Consider the following 19,203-nt stretch of genomic DNA (forward strand, 5'->3'; position numbering starts at 1 on the left):
GGGTGCGGCACGCCCGCCGAGCGCGCCGGCCGGCGCTCAGCCCTGGCCGGCACGCTCGGCGGGCGTCGCCTGCCGCAGCACCAGCCGGGTCCAGGCCCCGACGTAGATGCGGTCGTCCCGGTCGATCTCCACCCGCTGCCCGGGGGTGAGCGCCTGCGTCGGCAACGGCTCACCCACCACGCCCACGTAGGTCCCGTTGCTGCTGCCGAGGTCCTCGATCCACCACCGGGTCCCGTCGCTGGTCAGCTGGGCGTGGCGCCGGGAGACGGCGCTGTCGGCCCCCGCGTCGACCTCGGGCCGCACCCCGAGGCTGCCGGAGGGCCGCCCGACCATGACCACGCTGCGCCGCACGACCACGACGTCCGGCACGCCCGCGCTCGGGCACGCCTCCGCGGTCTGCTGCACGGCATACCAGTCCGGGTCGACCCAGACCTCGACGACCCAGGTGTCCGCGAGGTCGCGGGAGGGCGGGGTATGCCGTGGCCTCGGGTGCGCCGCCGGGCGCGGCTGCGGTGCCGGCGAGGCGGGAGGCGCCTCGGGCTCCGGGTCAGGCTCGGATTCGGGTTCGGGACGGGCCTCGGGCTGCGGGTCAGGGCCCGGCTCAGGTTCGGGCTCAGGCCCTGGCTGAGGTGCCTCCTCGGCCTCGGGCTGCGGCGCGGGTCCTGGCCGGGGAGCCGGCTCAGGTGCGGGTTCGGCAACCGACGTCGGTGCCGGGTCGGGCTCGGGCTCCACCTCCGGCTCGGCCCCCAGCGGGAGCGCACCGGTGGTGAAGTCGTAGCCGCAGGCCTCGCAGAAGAGGGCGTCCGCGACGTTGACGCCGCCGCAGTGCGGGCAGGTCTGGGTCTGCGCCACCGGCTCGTCGAGGTCGAGGACCGACCCGCCTCCCGACCCACCAGGCGCCGCGGCGGCCGACCCGCCCGACGGCTCGGAAGCGACCACGGGGGTCGCCCCGATCGGGGTGCCGCACGTGTCGCAGTAGTCGGTGGCCTGGCTCTCGTGGCCCTCGGGGCACCGCACCATCAGCCGGGCCGGACCCGGGTCGTCTTGGTCGAGGCGGTGTCGAGCTCCATCTCGTCGAGCTTGTCGACGTGACGGCGCAGCCGCACCCGCCCGGTGGCCGCGTCGTCGATGTCGACCACCCGCGAGAGCCGCGACGTCGCCGCGTCGTCACCCGTCTGCCGGGCCAGCTGCACGGCCCGCCCGAGCCGTGAGGTGGCGGTGACGTCGTCGCCCATGGCCTTGGCCCGCAGACCCTCCTGGATGGCCGACGCCAGCTCGGTCTGGCCGGTGTAGTGCGCGACCTCGGGGCTGATCTGCGCGGTGAGCACGTCGTCCGAGGACCAGGCCGCCTTGACCAGGCCCTGGGTGCGGACCTCCTCGCCGACCACCAGCTGCACCCTGGACGCGAGCTGCTCCTGGCCGACCGCCTTGGGGGCCAGCCGCACCGCCACGTGGTAGTCGCGGGTCTCGTCGCCCCAGGCGCCGGTGTCGTAGCCGCCGGTCAGGGCGTTGACCTCCACCCTGCGGCCGGAGAGGTCCTCCAGGGTGGGGCTGACCTGCTTGACGAAGAGCACCTCCGCGCCCTGCGGAGCCCACACCCGCAGCTGGGCGTCGCTGACGCCCTTGCCCATCGAGGAGGCCATGAGCGAGCGGAAGTCCTCGCTGAGCCCGTCCCACGTCCGGATGAGGTCGACGCTGCCGAGCAGCGCCTCGGCGATCCGGCGGACCTCGGCCACCTGCCAGGCCGCGCCGAGACCGCGGCAGTCGGCCTGGAAGCGGCCGCGCACCTGCTCCAGCGCCCAGCTCAGCTCCTGCGGCGTCTCGTGCTGGTTGGCGCCGTCGGTGAGCAGGATGGCGTGGCGCTTCGACAGCGAGGGCACCGTGGCGAAGAGCTGCCCGGCGGCCAGCAGCCACCGGCCCATGGCGGTGCCGCCGCCCGGGGTCAGCCGCTGGAGGGAACGCTTGGCCTCCAGCCGGGTCTGCGGCGACATCCGGGCCATGGCGGCCGACGTGCCGGTGGGGTAGCACAGGGCGGCCTCGTGGTTGCCCGCCACGATGGCGAACCAGACCCCGTCCACGATCTCGTCCAGCGCGGCGGAGGCGGCATACGCCGCGGCCTGCACGCCCTGGACGTCCATGGAGCCCGACACGTCGACGATGATGACCTCGCCCGCGTCGCCGCCGGACCCGGTCCACGCGGCCACCTCGCCGGCCCCCGAGCAGGTGACCGACACGATGGCGTGCACGTCGGTCCCGCCGTCGGGCAGGAACTCGTTCTGGTGGACGGTCGAGGTGAACTCAGCCATGCGCCCCATCCTGCCTCTCGTCACCGCAGCGGGCGAGGGCGACCGTGATGTTGTCCGCCCCGCCCTGCTCGTTGGCCCAGTCCACCAGCCCCTGGGCCAGCGCGCCGGGCGACCCGCCCACCCGAGCGGCCACCGCGCGCACGACGGCGGCGAGGTCGGCCGGCTCGGAGGCGTAGTTCCACAGGCCGTCGCTGGCGAGCAGCAGCCACCCGGGGGCCGAGACGTCGTGCTCGGTCGTCCCCGGCCGGTGGTCGGGGGAGTCCGGGCCGAGCCAGCGGGTGATGGTGTGTGCCAGCGGGCCCGCCTCGGCCTCGGCCCGCGGTATGCCGGCCCGCACCTGCTCCTCGGCCATCGAGTCGTCGCTGGTGAGCCGCTGCGGCTCGCCCTGGTCCGGCAGCCAGTAGGCGCGGCTGTCCCCGATCGAGGCGATGCTGGCGCGCCCGCCCTCCACGACGGCGCTCACGTAGGTGCACGACGGCGAGTCGCGGGGGTGGTCGGCGGCGACCTCGGCCACGGCGTCCGCCGCGGCGCGCGCCGCCCGCTCGTGCCGTTCGGTGGCGTCGCCGGTGCCGCGCAGCTGCTCCCGCGCGGCCTCGGCCGCCGCCAGGCTCGCCTCGGCCGACCGCGGCGCGCTGGAGACCCCGTCGCACACCACGAGCACGGCCCGGCCGGGCTCGTCGTCGTCCGCCCAGAGCGCCATGGCGTCCTCGTTGTCCCGGTGCCGGCGGCCCCGGTCGCACACCCCGGCCACCGCCGCGGACGGGGTCGCGATCACGTGGTGGCGCGGGTCGGGGCGGCGCTCCCCGCACTGCGTGCACCACCCCTCCTCGTCGTAGGCCCCGCCGCAGGAGGCGCAGGTCCCGTGGTCGGCCGGCCGGGGAGGGGCTGCGTCCGCCGGGGGCAGCGCGCCGTCCAGGACGAGCATGGGCTCGGGCAGCGGGGGAGGCCCGTCGCTGAACGGCTCCGGCTCCTCCTCCACCTCGTCGGGGCCCGGCTGCCCGCCCGGCCCCTCCGGCTGCTCGTCCCCTGCCGTCGTGGGAGCCGGCTCCTGCGGCCGCCCACCCGTGCCGGCGCCAGGCTTGCCGCCCGGGCGGGTGCCGGGTGCCGGGATCGGCTCAGTCGGGTCGTCGGGCATCGGGCCCGGGGTCGGGTCGCTCATGTCCAGCTCCAGGGACGGACCGCGTTGGCGCGGTCGATGAGCCCGGCCCGCTCCTGCGGGTCGGGGGTGTAGTCGGCGAGCACGCGGTACTCCCGCTCCAGGGCCCGCTGCAGCGCGTCCCGGGTGAGCGGCACCTCGCCCACCCGCCAGTCCGGCTTCGGGCCGTGCTCGGTGACCTGGTCGAGCGCCTGCTCGTAGATGACCGCGTTGAACTGCGCCCGCTGGCGGGGGTCGAGGGTGAGCCGCTGGACCGAGTGCATGGACTCGCGCAGGTCGGCCAGACCGCCCCGGCGGCGCAGCAGCTCGGCGCGCAGCCAGCGCGCCCGCGGGTGGGCGCGGCTGCTCGCCGGCACCGAGTCGAGGGCGCTGATCGCACCGTCGACGTCGCCACGCCGCATCCGCACCCGGTGCAGACCGAAGGCGGCGGGCGCGACGTACGCCGCGTCCGTCCGCCACGCCCGCTCGTAGTCGAGCTCGGCCGCCTGGTCGTAGCCGGCCAGCTCGGTGGCCAGCGCCAACGCCATCCGCGGGGCGATCTCCCCCGGCAGGGCGTCGCGCACGGCGGCGAAGTGACCACCGGCCTCCTGCGCGCGCTGCTGGACGTGCTCGCCCTCGGCCTGCGAGAGCGCCCACAGCCCGCGCACCCACGACCCGCGCCAGTCCCACGGGTCCTCGGCCAGCAGGCCGCGGACGGCGTCGTCGACCCAGCCGCGCTGCCCCACCCGGATGCCGGCGCGGGCCCGGGCCAGGAAGACCTCGGGGGTCTCCTCGGGTGCCGCGCCCAGGGCCTCGTAGGTGGTCTGCGGGTCGTTGGTCGACCGCCCCGAGATCCAGTCGAGCATCGGGTCGGTGTCGTCCCGCTTGACCTCGGGCAGCTCCCACCACGACAGGGTCTCGCCGGTGGTGACCGGCGGGTCGAAGGCCGGGCTGTGCGCCGACAGGGTCGCCGGGCGGTCCGGGCCGCTGGCCGCCACCACCTGCCGCAGCACGCCGACCAGCTGGCTGCGCAGCTCCTCCACCGACAGGAACCGGTCGTTGGGGTCCGGCGCGCAGCACCGGGCGACGACCCGGTAGAAGGCGTCGTGCTCGGTGAATGCCGGCACCTGGGACATCGGCGGCAGGGAGTGGACGTACTCGCTCTGGTAGCCGCGGAACTCGAAGGTCAGCACGCACAGGGTGCGCCCGATGGTGTAGATGTCCGAGGCCACCGAGGGGCCCACCTCGGCCACCTCCGGCGCCTGGTAGCCCACGGTGCCGTAGATGGGGGAGTCGAGGTCGTCCTGCCGGCGCACGCCGCCCAGGTCGATCAGCTTGATGCCGTCGCCCTCGTGGATGAGGTTGTCCGGCTTGAAGTCGCAGTAGAGCAGGCCCAGCTCGTGCAGGTGGGTGAACGCGGGCAACGCCTCGATGACGTAGGCCAGCGCCTGGTCGACGGGGAAGGGCGTGTAGCGGCCGGCCTGCCGCATCCGGTCCTGCAGCAGCTGCTTGAGGGAGCGGCCGCCGACGTGCTCCATGACGGTGTAGGCGTCGTCGTCGTGCTGGACGGTGTTGTAGATCTCGACGATGAGCGGGTGCTTGACCTGGGCGAGGAACTGCTGCTCGGCCACCGCGGCGTCCAGCGCGTCCTCGTCGCCGGTGTTGAGCAGGCCCTTGAGCACGACGAAGCGGTCCGAGACGTTCTTGTCCCGGCCCAGGTAGATCCAGCCCATCCCGCCGTGCGCGAGGGCCCCGACGTTCTCGTACTGCCCGGCGACGAGCTCGCCGGGCTCCAGCTTGGGGGTGAAGGAGTAGGGCGCCCGGCACTGCGGGCAGAAGCCCTGCTGGCGCCCCTCCGCGTCGCCGGCGGCGCGGCCGACGTCGGCACCGCAGGCGGGGCAGGTCCGCCGGTCCTCGGGGACCCGCGGGTCGACCATGAGCTTCTCGGTGGGGTCGGTCACCGGCACGTCGGGCACGTCGGTGAGCCCGAGACCCAGCCGGGACCGTCGCCCGGCGGCGCCGGCCCGCTGGCGCCGGACCCGGGCTGCGCGGACGGCCTGCTGGGTCTGCCCGGGTGCCGGGGTGGCCACCCCCTGCGCCGACCCCCGGGCCGGGTCCGCGGCGGACCCGGACGGAGCGGGGGTGGGCGCCGAGGCGGCATCCGCGGCGCGGACCGGGTCCGGGTGGGCCGGTGTGGCCTCGATGGGTGCCTGGCGCGGCTCGGGGGAGCCGCACACGTTGCACCAGCCGTCCTCGTAGTGGCCGGTGCACCCCGGCTCCAGGCAGGCGGTCACGGTCGTCCTCCCATCGCCGCGGCGAAGCTCTCCTGCGCCTGCACGAGGGCCTGCAACCGGGTGAGGTCGGTGGGCCGGCCCGCGAGCAGGGTGTCGGTCTGGTCGGCCAGCGCCACGATGGCCGGCTCCGGGTCGCCGGGCCCCTCCGTCAGCCGCTGCCGGACCCGGGCGGCGCGCTCGGTGAGGTCCTCGAGGTGGGCCAGCGCGGCGGCATACTCCGTCTGCGCGATCGTCAGGGCCCGCTCGACGCGCTCCAGCCGCGCCCGGTATGCCGTGAGCTCGCCCGGGTCCCCGGGCACCGGCCCGAGGGCGGCGACGTCGGGGACGCCCAGCCGGGGCGCGGGGGTGACGGTGGCGCGGGCGCGGTGCGCCAGGGCACGGACCGCCTCGCCGCGCGCGGACAGCTCGGCGACCTCCCGGGTGGCCTGGGCGTGGTCGGCCTTGGCGTGCGCCCGCGCGGAGGCCGCGACGATGAGGTCGCGCTCCACGGTCGCGGCCTGCGACTCCAGCGGCCCGAGGAGCCCGCCGACGTCCGCGCCGCGGGCCGCCCGGTCGGTGACGTCGGTGAGCCGGTCGTCCAGCTCGCGGTGCGCCCGGGCCGCCGACCCCGCGCGCGCGTCGGGGATGAGCGCGACCTGGTCGGCGATCCGCTCCACCTGCTGGCGCAGGGCGCGCAGCCGCCCGGCGAGATCGGGGTCCGCGCCGTCGAGCCGCAGCCGGGAGCGCAGCGAGGAGGCGAGGGAGTCGGAGAGGCGGCAGGCCTCGGGGAGGGACACGGCCAGCGACTGGGCACCGCGGGTCCCCGGCTGCTCCAGGGTGCCCCACACCAGGGTGGTGATGCGGCGACGCTCCTGCTCGCCCACCCGGCCGCTGTCCCACGTCGCCTGGATGAGCGCCAGCCGGTCGGCCACGGCCTGCCACAGCGTCATCGACAGGGTGACGTCGGGCGTGACCCTGGCCCGCTCGCCCGCGTCCTCGAGGCCCAGGGCCGCCTCGTCGAGGGCGGCCAGCTCGGTGCGCCGGCGGTCCTTCCACCGCAGCATGGCGTCGAGGTAGGCCAGCAGCTCGGTGTCCGGGACGTCGGCGCCGATGCTGCCCGGGGCCGCGGGCGCGGTCGCGTGCGCGGTGCTCACGCCTCCTCCTTCCGACGTCGGGCGATCGACTCCGCCCCCAGCCCGGCGAAGGGCAGCAGCACGGCCAGCCCGAGCCCGGCGGCCAGGAGCGCGGTGGACGGGCCGGTGGTGGCCTCGGCGACGACGGCCTCGCGGGCGGTGACGAGGTCGGCCTCCAGCGGGGCCCGCGCCGCGTCGGCCGCGGCGACGAGGTCGAGGGCCGCCGTGCGCTGCGCCTCCTGGCCGCCCTCCTGCGCGAGGGTGCGGCCCAGGTCGGCGCGGACCTGCGCCACGGTGCCGTCGGGGTCGGCGCCCTCCTCGAGGGCGTAGTGCTGGTTCCAGTAGCCGTACTCGTCGTCGGCCTCCCACGGCTCGACCGAGCGCAGCCCGACCAGGACCTGCAGGTCGTCCTGGACGACCCTCTGCAGGTCCCCGGGGCGGTCGGTGGCGTCCTCGTGGGCCGTCACCGCCTCCCGCCACCCCGGCTGGGTGTCCTGGACCACCAGCAGCGACGTCGCCAGGGCGGCCAGCGCGACGAAGGCGCCCGCGACCCGGGCGCCGGCCCGCAGCAGGACCACCGCCCCGACCGCGAGGAGGAGGCCGCCGGCCCAGAGGAGGGTGGTGCCGAGGGCCGAGCCGGGCCGCATCGCCTCCAGCTCCCGCTCGACGTCCCACGACGAGACGGCATACGCCATGTCGAGCCGGGTGTCCCGCCAGACGGTGGCCGCCCGCACCGGGCTCACGGTGTCGCTGGCCAGCGCCGGCTCGACCTCGGCCAGCCGCTCGGCGGCGAAGGGGTCGAGCCCGTCGCGGGCCAGGACCTCCTGCGCGGTCGTCACGCTGGGCAGCTGGCCGGCGCCGTCGAGCGGCACGGGCTCACCGGTCGCGTAGCGCACCAGCTCGGTGTCGAGGACCGACACGGCGTCGCGCAGATCGGCCTGCGCGGTGTCCAGCACCGTCAGCGTCCCGGTCTGCCCGCGCTCGACCCGCTCCGCGGACAGGGCGCTGCCGAGCGCCAGCGAGAGCCCGGCCGCGAGCGCGAGGGTCGCGGCCAGCCACAGCCGCGGCACCCGGGTGCTCGCCTCCGCCCGGGCCGCGTCGAGCAGGTCGTCGTCGGCGCGGCGGGACCTGCGGCGCCGCCGCGTCGTCGGCGTCAGGTCCACGCTCGCGCCGGAGCCCGCCCCCTGCCTGCGCAGGCGACGTTCGGTGCGCAGCAGCCGCCGCTCGGCGTCGTCGATCTCGCGCTGCCGGCGGGCCAGCTCACGCTCGGCCCGGCGGCGCTCGGCGGCCAGCTGCTGCGCGGCGCGTTCGCGCTCCTGCCGGGTGCGGTCGGCCAGGTCGCGTCGGGCCTGCTCCAGCTGCTCCTGCTGCGCCCGCAGCTCCTCGACCGTGGTGTCCTCGACGTCGGGTCGGTCCTCGCCGAGGATGGTCATCGGCGGCAGCTCGGGACCGCCGCCGCGCCGACCGTCGCCGCTCACCGGTAGTCCCTCAGCCGCTGGGTGACCCCGGCCCAGGCGAGCCCGGCCGCCACGACGCCGAGCAGCAGCGCCCCGGCCGCGGTGAGGACGGCCGGTGCGCTGACCCCCGGGTCGACGCTGGACAGGTCGTCCGCCACCCGGCCGGACAGCGCGGCCTCGACCCGTCCGTAGGCCTCGGCGGCGTCCTGCGGCCCCTCCGCGGCGGCGACGGTGGACCAGTCCTGCTCCAGGTCGACGAGGTCCGCCCGCTCCAGCGCCTCCGTGGCCTCGGTCATGGCGGCGTCGACGTCCACCTGCACGCCCGCGGCCGCGGCGACCTGCGCGGCGCGCGCCTGATAGACCTCCTGCAGGGCCGTCGTCGAGGCCCGGGTGTCCTGGACGTACTGGTCGTAGTCCAGCGGCAGGGCGCCCGGGTTCACCGAGAGCCAGGTGAGGCCGGCGGTGATGAGGGCGGCGCCCGCGAGGGGGAGGTTGAGGATGCGCCGGGTGCGGAGCGCCAGCCAGACCATGATGCCGACCAGGACCACCACGCCCAGGGTCCCGACGACCGTGGTGAGCATGGAGCGCGACCCGGTCAGCAGGTCGTCGGCCCGGGCGTCCGCGACCTCGGCGACCCGCTCGGTGGCCGCCGCTGCCGCGGCGGAGGCCTCGGCATACCCCTCGGTGGACTCCTGCGCGGCGGCGCGCTCCACCCCGGTGACGAAGGTGCTCCAGTCCGCGGCGGCCGCCCCCGTGTCGTCTCCTCCCCGGCTGAGGTCCGTCGCCACCGCCCGCAGCGCCTCGTCGTAGCCCTCCAGCGCCTGCTCGTCGGCCGACGCGGGGTCGGTGACCCGCTGCGCCGCGAGCAGGTCCGCGCGCGGGATGTCGACGCGGGCCTGCTCCGCCGCGGCCCACTGGTCGGCGACGACGTTGGGCGTCGAGTTGATCCCGTCGGTCGAGAAGGTGCCGGTCGCGACGACGCCGGTGAGCAGCGCGGCCGCGGCCGCCCCGGCCCGGGCCAGCCGCAGCAGCCGGGGCGTGCTCGAGACCTCGTCGCGACCCCGCGACCGGGGCTGCCCTGCGGGCGCGGGGCGGGCGGCTCCCTGCTGGGGATTCGCCGGCTGCCCCTGCTGCTGCGCCGGGCCCTGGGTCTGGGCGACGCCCTGGGTCTGCGGGGCGGCGGGGCTCGCGGACGCCGCCTGTCCCTGGGTCGTGGAGGCGGGTCGGGCCGACGCCGACGACCCGCCGGCGGGGGCGCTCACGGCTGGTCCTGGTCGTCGGGGCTCGCACCCTCCACGGACAGGTCGACGGCGTCGCGGTCCTCGAAGTCCTCCTGCTCGAGGGTGCGCAGCTGCTCCACGGTGGCGCCGTCGGTGTCCCGCAGCCGCCACGCGTGCCGGCCGATGGCCGCCTCGAGCATGTTGCGGGCGAACCGGCCGTTGCCGAAGCTGGGGCCGCGCGGGGTGGCGGCGAGGATCTCGCCGAACCGGGTGAGCGCGTCCTCGCTGAGGTCGTAGTCCATCTGCGCCGCGAGGTGGCGCAGGATCGCGTGCAGCTCGCCGTCGGTGTAGTCGGCGAAGTCGATGATGGTGCGGAACCGGCTCTCCAGACCCGGGTTGGTCGCGACGAAGTCGGCCATCGGGTCGGGGTAGCCGGCGACGATGACCACGAGGTCGTCCCGGTGGTCCTCCATCTCCTTGACGAGGGTGTCGATGGCTTCCTTGCCGTACTGGTCGCCACCGAGGCTGTACGCCTCGTCGATGAAGATGACGCCCCCGTGGGCGCTCCCCACCACCTCGGCGGTCTTCGCGGCGGTCTGCCCGAGGTAGCCCGCGACCAGCTCGCTGCGGTCCACCTCGACGAGCTGGCCCTTGCTGAGCAGGCCGAGCGCGCGGTAGATGCCGCCGACCAGCCGGGCCACCGTCGTCTTGCCGGTCCCCGGGTTGCCCACGAAGACCAGGTGCCGGGTGAGGGTGGCCACCTTGAGGCCCGCCTCCTGCCGGCGGGCGTCCATCTTGAGCAGCGCGACCTGCCGGTGGATCTCCGCCTTGACCCGTTCGAGCCCGATGAGCTCGTCCAGCTCGTCCAGCAGCTCCTCGACCGAGCGCTCCGGCTCGGGCTCGGTCTCGGCGTCGGTCCCGGACCCGTCCTCGGTCCCGTCCTGGGACGCGACCTGTCCGCCCTCCGGCTCCGGCTCGGGCACCCCCGCCGCCGGGCCACCACCCCCACCGGGCGCCGCGGATGGTTGGCCTGTGTCCCCACCGGGCGCCGCGGATGGTCGGCCCAGGAGCTCGCCCAGGCGCGCGGACTGCTCCTGGGCCCGCCGCAGCAGCTCGCTGGACCAGGTATGCAGCTGACCCGGGTCGAGCGCGCCCGCGCCGGTGCCTGATCCGGGGGACGTCGGTCCGACTCCTGGCGGCGTCAGGCCCTCGGTGGGCGTGCCCGGCCCGTGGGCCGGTGCCACCCCGGCGGCCGCCAGCTGGGTCCGTGCGACCGAGGTCGCCTTGCCCAGGCTCAGCTGCCCCGCCTCGGGCAGCGCGCAGGCCGCGGTCGCCACGTCGGCGAGGGCCTGGGCATACCCGGCCGCCCGGGGGCTGCGCTCGGCGACGAGGGTCGCCAGCAGCGGGGTGGGGATCGAGGCGTACCGGCGGCCCCGGGGCACCGCGCCGAAGAAGTCGCTGGCCGGCCGGTCGAACGCACTGGCCCACAGGGTGTGCGCGCTGCTGGGTCCGGGCTGCTCGAGCACCGCCGCGGCGATGACCTGGCCCTCGGCGCGCGCCGCCCGCTCGTCCAGGCCGGCCTCCCGGCCGACCCGGGCCAGCAGCTCGACCGCGTCGCCGACCTGACTCATCGGGTGCCTGCCTGCGGCGGCGCGAGCGGGCTGACGCCGTCGGCCTCGGCGGAGTCGAGGTGCGGGGTGGCCACGGGGGCCGGGGTCGGCTCCTTCGGCACGGGCGCGTGGTCGTCCTCGTCGAGCCGCAGCGAGCCGCCGCTGCCGGCGGAGCCGAACTTCTCCGCGATGAACCGGCCCTGCGCGACCAGCTCGCGGGCGTCCTGGCGGTAGACCGCGTCGAAGACCCGGTCCATCGTCAGCCCCAGCAGGTCGAGCTGGTCGACGAGCACCATGAGCGAGGTCTTGGCGCCGTCGACCGGGCGCGTGTCGGCATACCGGCGGGGCAGCCGCTGGTAGGCACCGATCGCCTCGGGCAGGTAGTCGGTCGCGGTCGCGACGACGGTGTAGCCCAGGTCGCTGCCGCTGAGCTTCTCCAGGCGCGGCAGCGTGTCGCGCACCGTGTCGATGACCCGGGTGCCCCGGGCGACGACGACCGAGGGCAGGGCGCTGGAGCCGAGGAGCTCCTCGGTCGAGGCCAGCGCGTCGTGCACGTCCTGCGCGGTCGGCGGTGCGGGCAGCGTCAGCCGGTCGTCCGCGGGCGCGGACCGCCCCAGCATGCGGTCCAGCAGGTCGGAGAAGCCCACCTCAGCGCGGTCCCGACGAGAGCGAGCCGCCCGGCCGGCCACCGTCGAGGTCCAGCTGGCCGCCGGCGAGGCGGATGTCGGTGCGGCGGGCGCGGTCGAGGTAGCTGCGGGACTTCTCGACCTCGCCCTCGAGCACGCCGATGGTCTGCGACATGCCGTCCAGCGCCTGGACCCGGAACTCGTCGATCGCGTCCATGGTCGCGTAGATGTTGCCGAACGCCGCCTGCAGCTGCTCCAGCCCGAGGGTCGAGGAGGCCGCCTGCTCCTGGATGGCGACCGAGTTGTCCCGCAGCAGCTCGCTGGTGCTCTGGATCATCTGCGACGTGGTCTGGTTGAGCGCGGTGATCTGGTCGAGCACGAGCTTCTGGTTGTTCAGCGCCTGGGCGACGAGGACCGCCGTGCGCAGCGCCGAGACGGTCGTGGTCGAGGCGCGGTCCACGCCCTTGATGAGCTCGATGTTGTTCTTCATGACGATGTCGATGGCCAGGTAGTTCTGGATCGACACGGCCAGCTGGGTGAGCAGGTCCTGATGCTTCTGCCGGACGTAGAAGAGCACGTCCTCGCGCATCGCCTTGGCGCGGTCCGGGTCGCTGGCGTCCAGCTCGGCGATGGTCGCGGCGACCTTGGCGTCCAGCTGCTCGGCGATGTAGACGTACTGGTTGAGCCGCCCCATCGACTCCCACAGCTGCTGCTTCTCCAGGTTGAGCGCCGCGTTGTCCTTGCCGAGCTCGTCCTGCCCGCTGCGCAGGGCGTGCAGGATGGCGTCGAGGTGCTTCTCCGCGGACTCGTACTTCTGGAAGTACTTCGTCATGCGGTCCGAGAACGGCAGCCGCTCGAACCACTTCTTGACCCCGGTGGCCTGCGCCGGGTCGAGGTCCTCCACGGTGTGCCGCAGCTCGGTCAGCGTCTGGGCGACCTTGGACTCCTTGGAGACCCCGCCCTGCTGGATCGCGCGGACGGGGGACTTGAGCAGCCGGTTCGAGGTCTCGGCGGCGGCCCGGATGTCGGCGTCGCCCATCGTGCGGACGTCCGCGGCCCGCTGCGCGAACTCCGGCGACCGGGTCTCGGTCTGGGTCAGCCCGGTGAGGTATGCCTCGACCTTGGCGTCGAGGGCCGGCATCGCCTCGGGGTCCACCTGCGGCGCCATCCGGGGGGCCGCGGTCTGCGCGACCGGCTCGGACGGGGAGGGGGCGGTCAGCACCAGGGGCTCCGCCTGGGGCTCCGGCGCGGCGAGCGGCTGCGGCTGGTCGGTCATCGTCTCTCCTCGAGGTGCCTGGTGCGGGGGCCGACGCCCCCGTCGGGACGCGGGCGCACCCGCTGCGACGTGCCCATTGTGTCCCGAGTTCCACCTTTTCACACGGGGGCCACCACCCTCAGGTACGGATCGTCAGTGCCACGGTGACGACGTCGCCCAGCTCGATCCCCTCGGCGCGGCGGACGGCGTCCTTCAGCGGCACCCAGAAGGTGCCCTGGCGAGGCCACAGCGAGGTGGTGAAGCCGGTGCCCCCCACCTGGCCGGTGACCGGGACCATGCCCCACCCGTAGGTGACCTCCCGCATGACCTGGGTCAGCCACGCGGCCTCCTCCTGCGGCACCACGAGGAAGTGGTACGGCGCCGGCCCGCGCCACTCGACCACCTCGCCGGTGAACTCCAGGTCCGGGGGCTCGTCCATGCCGCCACGCTAGTGCGCCGGGCGGACCAGGGCTGTCCGTGAGGAGCCGGGAGCCCGCTGCCCAGCCCGCCTACGACATGCCGTAGTATGTCGACATGAACAGGCTCCTGATCCTGGGGGCGGGCACCGCGGGCACGATGGCCGCCAACCACCTCGCCAAGGTCCTCGACGACGACTGGTCGATCACCGTGGTGGACCGTGACGTCCACCACCACTACCAACCCGGGTACCTCTTCGTGCCGTTCTGGATGGAGCCGGACCGGGTGGTCAAGGACCGCCGCGACTTCCTGCCCGCGCGGGCGACCTTCCGGCAGGAGGCCGTCCGGCTGGTCCATCCCGAGCGCAGGCAGGTCGAGCTCGCGGGCGGCGACCTGCTGGACTACGACTGGCTGGTCATCGCCAGCGGCACGGTGCCCCGGCCCGACCTCGTGCCGGGGATGGGCGACGGGGCGCTGTGGCGGGACGCGGTGCACGAGTTCTACACCCACGAGGGCGCGGTCGCGCTGAGGGACGCGCTCGCCGGCTTCGACTCCGGTCGGCTGCTCGTCCACGTGAGCGAGATGCCCATCAAGTGCCCGGTCGCGCCGCTGGAGTTCGCGTTCCTGGCCGAGGACCACTACCGCCGGCGCCGGATCCGGCACCAGGTGGACATCACCTACGTCACCCCGTTGGACGGCGCCTTCACCAAGCCGGTCGCCTCCGCCGAGCTCGGTGGCCTGCTCGAGGACCGCAGCATCCGCCTCGCCGCCGACTTCGCCGTCGAGCGGATCGACAACGAGCGTCGACGGCTGGTCGCCTACGACGGCCGGGAGCTGCCCTTCGACCTGCTCGTGACGGTGCCGCCGCACACCGGCCAGCAGTTCGTCACCGACTCCGGGCTCGGCGACGACGCCGGGTTCGTGCCCGTGGACAAGCACACGCTGCGCAGCCTCGAGCACGAGCGCATCTTCGTCCTGGGCGACGCGAGCGACATACCCACCTCCAAGGCGGGCTCGGTCGCGCACTTCGCCACCGAGCTGTTCGTCGACAACTTCCTGGCCGCCGTCGCCGGGCGGCCGCTGCCGAACTCCTTCGACGGGCACGCGAACTGCTTCGTCGAGTCCGGGCGCGGCCAGGCCCTGCTGCTCGACTTCAACTACGACACCCAACCGCTCAAGGGCGCCTTCCCGGTGCCCGTCGCCGGGCCGATGCGGCTGCTCACCCCCTCCCGGGCCAACCACCTCGGCAAGCTCGTCTTCGAGCAGCTCTACTGGAAGGTCCTGCTGCCCGGTCACCGGCTCCCCGTCACCGCCCACATGTCGATGGCCGGCAAGAAGCCGCCGGAGGAGGACTGACCGAGATGCCCACCAACACCCTGAACGGACGGTCCTTCGCCGTCGACGAGGAGGGCTTCCTCACCGACCGCGACCAGTGGAGCGAGGAGCTCGCGACCGAGCTCGCCGCGCTCATCGGGATCGAGCTGGACGAGGAGCACCTGGCTCCGCTGCGCTTCATGCGGGAGGACTCCGCGCGCACCGGCGTCACCCCGACGCTGCGCCGGATGCAGACCGTCGGGGGCTTCGACATCAAGACCCTCTTCGCGCTCTACCCCGGCAAGCCGGCCAAGAAGATGGCCTGGCTGGCCGGTCTGCGCAAACCCGTCGGCTGCGTCTAGGAAGGCACCCCCCGTGAGCACGACCACCAGCACCCTGCCCGAGGGCTTCATCCTCCCCGACTTCGGGGACGCCCCGCGCACGACCCGGACGGTGCAGACCGGCGAGTCCTCCGCGGTGACCACCACGACGAGCTACGACGGCCCGCGCAAGATGGCCTTCATCTGCTCCAAGGGCAACCTCGACATGGCCTACCCCGCGCTCATCATGGGCAACGCCGCCCTCGGTGAGGGGGTGGAGGTCCACCTCTTCTTCACCTTCTGGGGCCTGGACATCATCAACACGAAGACCAACGACAAGCTGCGCTTCACCATGGCCGGCAACACCGCCATGCACCTCGACGATCTCGGCCGGGTCCGGCCCGGGCTGGAGCACGCGTCGATGCCGCAGGCGCTGGGCAACCTGCCCGGGATGACCGGCATGGCGACCCGGATGCTCAAGCGGCAGATGGCCGAGCAGGACATCCCGACGGTGCCGGAGTTCCTCGACCTCCTGCAGGCCTCGGGAGCGCACCTGTATGCCTGCAAGCTCAGCTTCGACATGGCCAAGATGCTGGAGGCGGACCTGCACCCCGGCGTCGAAGGGGTCATCAGCGCCGGCGACTTCATCGAGATCGCGCAGGGCGCCCAGATCGTCTTCGTCTGAGTCTGCCCGGCTGGTCAGGAGGGTGGGACGCGGTCGGTCCACCCGCTCGCCCCGGCACACCCGCCCCAGAAGCCACAGGCTCACCACCGTGCGGGGACGTTGCCGTACGCAGGGGTGATATCCCGGGCAAAGGGCAACATCTCTGCACCGCGATGCCCGTGGTACCGAAGTGACGCGTGGTGCTTCCCTGAGCCCGCGCTCCGCTGCGGCCGTGGACGGCGTCGGCCCGGCGGGTCAGCGCAGGCATACCTCGGGCAGGTCGAACCACCGCAGCTCCGGGGCGCCGCCCGCCTGCTCGTCCCCGGTCTCGGGGAGGGGCTCGCCGGTGGCAGCGGCCAGGACGCGGCGCGCGTCCTCCAGGTGCTCGGCGAGCAGGTCCTCGCCACCGGTCGGGCCGGGCTCGGGGAGGGTGACCGCGCCGTCGGCGCCGAAGGTGATGTCGGCCAGCCGCACCGGCGGCTCCACGACGCCCTCGCGGTGCCTCCACAGCCCGGTCGTGACGTCGAACCGGTAGTGACCGAGCAGCCGCCAGCCGTCACGGGCGACCATCCGCACCGCCTCGACGACGTAGTCGGCCGCGGTGTCGGAGATGAAGTAGTTGAAGTTGACCCGGACCCAGCCCGGCTTGATGCCCTCGCACCCGCTCGTGATCCGCTCCTGGAAGGCGTGCGACCGGTCGGTGTCGATGCCCAGGAGGGTATGCCCGTAGGGCCCCGCGCAGGAGCAGCCGCCGCGCGCCTGGATGCCGAAGAGGTCGTTGAGCAGGGCGACGACGTAGTTGTGGTGCAGGTAGGCCCGCTGCCGGCCGCGGACCACGAAGGACAGGATCGACAGCCGCTCGGCGTCGAGGTTGCCGAGCAGCTGCAGGTCGGGCTCGGCCGACCACGCGCGGACCGCCCGGCCGAGGAACTCGTCCTCCCGCGCCCGGATCGTGGCGACGCCCACCGCCTCCTTGAGCCGGAAGACGAGACCGGCCCGGATCGCCTCGACGATGGCCGGGGTGCCGCCCTCCTCGCGGTGCTCGGGGTCGGCGAGGTAGGAGTGCTCGGCCGGGTTGACGTAGGCCACCGTGCCCCCGCCCGGCACGTCCGGCACCCGGTTGGTGAAGAGCTCCCGGCGGGCGGCCAGCACACCGGGGGTGGACGGCCCGCCGATGAACTTGTGCGGGGACAGGAAGACCGCGTCCTTGTAGGCCTGCGAGCGGCCGGCCGGGGCGCTCATCTCGATGTCGACGTAGGGCCCGGCGGCGGCGAAGTCCCAGAACGCCAGGGCGCCGTGCTCGTGCAGCACCTCGGTGACCGTGTGGGTGTCGGTGATGATGCCGGTGACGTTCGACGCCGCCGAGAAGGACCCGACGACCAGGGGACGGTCGGCATACCGCTCCAGCGTCGCGCGCAGGTCGGCGGTGTCGATGTGCCCGTCGGCGTCCATCGCCACCTGCACGACGTCGGCGATGCTCTCGCGCCAGGGGATCTCGTTGCTGTGGTGCTCGAACGGTCCGATGAGGACGACCGGGCGCTGGTCGGCGGGGATGTGCGCCGAGAGGTGGTGCGCGTCCTCCAGGACGGAGGGGATCCGCAGCCCGAGGACCCCGACCATCTTGGCGATCGCACCGGTGCACCCGGAGCCGGCGAAGAGCACCACGGTGTCCTCGTCGCCGCCCACCGCCTCGTGGATGGCGGCGCGGGCGTCCTCGCGCAGCCGCGTCGTCTGCAGCCCGGTGCCGCTGGACTCGGTGTGCGTGTTGGCGTAGCCCGGCAGGACGACGTCACGGATCGCGTCCTCGATGAAGGTCAGGGCCCGGCCGGACGCCGTGTAGTCGGCGTAGGTGACCCGGCGGCGGCCGTACGGCGTCGTCATGACGTGGTCCTCACCGATGACCGACTCGCGGATCCGGCGCAGCAGCGGGTGGTCGCCGGGGTCGGACGTCGTGGTCGGCGGCGCCGGGCTCTGCGTGGTCATGGCGCCCAGCGTGCCGAACCGCCCCGGCCGGCACAACGCGCCTGGTGACGGAAGAGGCATAACGGCGCGGTATGCCTGCAGGTCAGGGCAGCGCGGGACGTGACCCTGGCCGGCTGGCGCCGCTGCTGCCGGAAGGGTCGGGACCGCCACGGCTTAGGCTGGAGCGTCATGAGGTCGCCCGGACGGCGACCACCGCGCGCGGCGGCAGGAGGACCGGTGGAGAGCAGCGGCACACGCCTCGACGACGCCGAGCGTCGGGCCGGGCTGCGGCAGATGCGGGTCGTCGCGACCGGGCTGCTCGTGCTCATGGCCGTCGTCTACGTCCTCACCCACGACCGGACCGGCGTGTGGGCCTACGTCAACGCCGGCGCCGAGGCCGGGATGATCGGCGCGATCGCGGACTGGTTCGCCGTGGTGGCGCTGTTCCGGCACCCGCTGGGCCTGCCCATCCCGCACACCGCGCTGGTGCGCCGCCGCAAGGACGACCTCGGCGCCAGCCTCGAGCAGTTCGTCTCCGACAACTTCCTCACCGCGCCGGTGCTGCGCGAGAAGATCCTCGACGCCCAGGTCGTGCGGCGGCTGGGGGAGTGGCTGCGCGTGCCCGAGCACGCCGAGCGCGTCGTCACCGAGGCCGTGCCCTTCCTGGTGCGGGCGGTCGAGCGGGTCGACGAGGAGGAGATCCGGGTCCTCGTGGACGACGTCATCCTGCCGCGGGTGCGCCGAGAGCCGCTCTCACCCGTGGCCGGCCACCTGCTGGAGCGGGTCATCGAGGACGGCTCGCACCGTGGCCTCGTCGACCTCCTGGCCCGTGAGCTGCACGCCTGGCTGGCGCTGCACCAGGACCAGGTCGAGTCGATCGTGCGCTCCCGCGCCCCCGCCTGGGCCCCGACCTGGGTCAACGACCAGGTCACCCGGCGGGTCTACACCGAGGTGCTGCGCTGGGCCAAGGACGTCAAGGACGACCCGGAGCACAACGTCCGGCACGCGCTCGACGCCTACCTCACGGACCTCGGTCGGGACCTGCAGCACGACCCGCGCACCCAGGAGCGCTTCGAGACGCTCAAGCAGCGCGTGCTGGAGCACCCGCAGGTCAGCGCCACCGGCGTCGCCCTCGGGGAGACGCTGGTCACCTCGGTGCTGGGCGCGCTGGAGGACCCGCACAGCGCGCTGCGCACGCGGATGTACTCCGCGCTCCTCGGCCTGGGGCGCCAGCTGGCCGAGGACGAGCGGCTGCAGGCCCGGCTCGACGCCTGGACCGCCGACACGGTCGTGGCCCTGGTGGAGCGCTACGGCACCGAGCTCACCTCCGTCATCTCCGGCACGATCCGCCGCTGGGACGCCCAGGAGGCCTCCGACAAGATCGAGCTGCACGTGGGTCGTGACCTGCAGTTCATCCGGCTCAACGGCACCGTCGTGGGCGCCCTCGTCGGCGTGACCATCCACGCGCTGTCCCAGCTGCTCTGACGGCCCCCGGGGGGGCGAATGCCCGC

The 19,203-nt window shown here is 74.6% G+C and carries 16 protein-coding genes; 4 read left to right on the plus strand and 12 right to left on the minus strand.

All coding sequences use genetic code 11. The features are described from left to right. Positions 1-36: 36 nt before the first annotated feature. From EUS26_RS17525 to EUS26_RS05745, 11 genes are all read right to left on the minus strand, one after another. On the minus strand, positions 37-1,020 hold the full coding sequence (locus EUS26_RS17525; RefSeq protein WP_130012217.1) for an FHA domain-containing protein: 984 nt from the start codon (positions 1,018-1,020) through the stop codon (positions 37-39). After that, positions 1,020-2,306, minus strand: a complete 1,287-nt coding sequence (locus tag EUS26_RS05700) for a VWA domain-containing protein (protein ID WP_130012218.1) — start codon at positions 2,304-2,306, stop codon at positions 1,020-1,022. Before EUS26_RS05700 ends, EUS26_RS17525 begins: the two co-directional genes overlap by 1 nt. Continuing rightward, positions 2,299-3,465, minus strand: coding sequence for a PP2C family protein-serine/threonine phosphatase (locus EUS26_RS05705; protein ID WP_130012219.1), 1,167 nt, complete (start codon positions 3,463-3,465; stop codon positions 2,299-2,301). Before EUS26_RS05705 ends, EUS26_RS05700 begins: the two co-directional genes overlap by 8 nt. Further along, positions 3,462-5,735, minus strand: a complete 2,274-nt coding sequence (locus EUS26_RS05710) for a serine/threonine-protein kinase (RefSeq protein ID WP_130012220.1) — start codon at positions 5,733-5,735, stop codon at positions 3,462-3,464. The genes EUS26_RS05705 and EUS26_RS05710 overlap by 4 nt, the downstream gene beginning before the upstream one ends. Continuing rightward, positions 5,732-6,868 (minus strand): hypothetical protein, encoded by a 1,137-nt coding sequence (locus tag EUS26_RS05715; protein WP_130012221.1) that lies wholly within the window; start codon positions 6,866-6,868, stop codon positions 5,732-5,734. The genes EUS26_RS05710 and EUS26_RS05715 overlap by 4 nt, the downstream gene beginning before the upstream one ends. Continuing rightward, positions 6,865-8,325, minus strand: coding sequence for a hypothetical protein (locus tag EUS26_RS05720; protein WP_130012222.1), 1,461 nt, complete (start codon positions 8,323-8,325; stop codon positions 6,865-6,867). The genes EUS26_RS05715 and EUS26_RS05720 overlap by 4 nt, the downstream gene beginning before the upstream one ends. Next, a complete protein-coding gene (locus EUS26_RS05725) occupies positions 8,322-9,566 on the minus strand; it encodes a hypothetical protein (protein ID WP_130012223.1) in 1,245 nt (414 codons plus the stop codon). The genes EUS26_RS05720 and EUS26_RS05725 overlap by 4 nt, the downstream gene beginning before the upstream one ends. Beyond that, entirely contained in the window at positions 9,563-11,155 is a 1,593-nt protein-coding gene (locus EUS26_RS05730) for an AAA family ATPase (protein ID WP_130012224.1), read from the minus strand. The genes EUS26_RS05725 and EUS26_RS05730 overlap by 4 nt, the downstream gene beginning before the upstream one ends. Next, positions 11,152-11,781, minus strand: coding sequence for a hypothetical protein (locus EUS26_RS05735; RefSeq protein ID WP_130012225.1), 630 nt, complete (start codon positions 11,779-11,781; stop codon positions 11,152-11,154). Before EUS26_RS05735 ends, EUS26_RS05730 begins: the two co-directional genes overlap by 4 nt. A gap of 1 nt (position 11,782) precedes the next feature. After that, positions 11,783-13,036 carry a toxic anion resistance protein gene (locus EUS26_RS05740; RefSeq protein ID WP_130012226.1) on the minus strand — a complete coding sequence of 418 codons (1,254 nt, stop codon included), beginning with the start codon at positions 13,034-13,036 and terminating at the stop codon, positions 11,783-11,785. Between the two features lie 118 nt (positions 13,037-13,154). Continuing rightward, complete coding sequence (locus EUS26_RS05745; RefSeq protein ID WP_130012227.1) at positions 13,155-13,454, minus strand: DUF1905 domain-containing protein; 300 nt, start codon at positions 13,452-13,454, stop codon at positions 13,155-13,157. A 95-nt stretch (positions 13,455-13,549) separates the two neighbouring features. On the opposite strand from EUS26_RS05745, the gene sqr reads away from it, so the two are divergent. The 3 genes from sqr to EUS26_RS05760 are packed head-to-tail and all read left to right on the plus strand — an operon-like array spanning position 13,550 to position 15,751. Next, positions 13,550-14,788, plus strand: a complete 1,239-nt coding sequence (sqr, locus tag EUS26_RS05750; protein ID WP_130012228.1) for a type III sulfide quinone reductase, selenoprotein subtype — start codon at positions 13,550-13,552, stop codon at positions 14,786-14,788. Positions 14,789-14,793: 5 nt separating this feature from the next. After that, entirely contained in the window at positions 14,794-15,108 is a 315-nt protein-coding gene (locus tag EUS26_RS05755) for a TusE/DsrC/DsvC family sulfur relay protein (protein WP_130012229.1), read from the plus strand. Positions 15,109-15,121: 13 nt separating this feature from the next. Next, complete coding sequence (locus EUS26_RS05760; protein ID WP_238148817.1) at positions 15,122-15,751, plus strand: DsrE/DsrF/DrsH-like family protein; 630 nt, start codon at positions 15,122-15,124, stop codon at positions 15,749-15,751. 234 nt (positions 15,752-15,985) lie between these two features. Here EUS26_RS05760 and EUS26_RS05765 read toward each other — a convergent pair whose 3' ends face one another. Beyond that, positions 15,986-17,713 (minus strand): aminotransferase class V-fold PLP-dependent enzyme, encoded by a 1,728-nt coding sequence (locus EUS26_RS05765; RefSeq protein WP_130012230.1) that lies wholly within the window; start codon positions 17,711-17,713, stop codon positions 15,986-15,988. Between the two features lie 168 nt (positions 17,714-17,881). On the opposite strand from EUS26_RS05765, the gene EUS26_RS05770 reads away from it, so the two are divergent. Further along, the gene (locus tag EUS26_RS05770) at positions 17,882-19,177 is read left to right on the plus strand and encodes a DUF445 domain-containing protein (RefSeq protein ID WP_238148818.1); all 1,296 of its coding nucleotides are present in this window, start codon (positions 17,882-17,884) and stop codon (positions 19,175-19,177) included. The last annotated feature ends 26 nt before the right edge of the window (positions 19,178-19,203 follow it).

The organism is Serinicoccus sediminis, from assembly GCF_004153545.1.
Classification (GTDB): domain Bacteria; phylum Actinomycetota; class Actinomycetes; order Actinomycetales; family Dermatophilaceae; genus Ornithinicoccus; species Ornithinicoccus sediminis_A.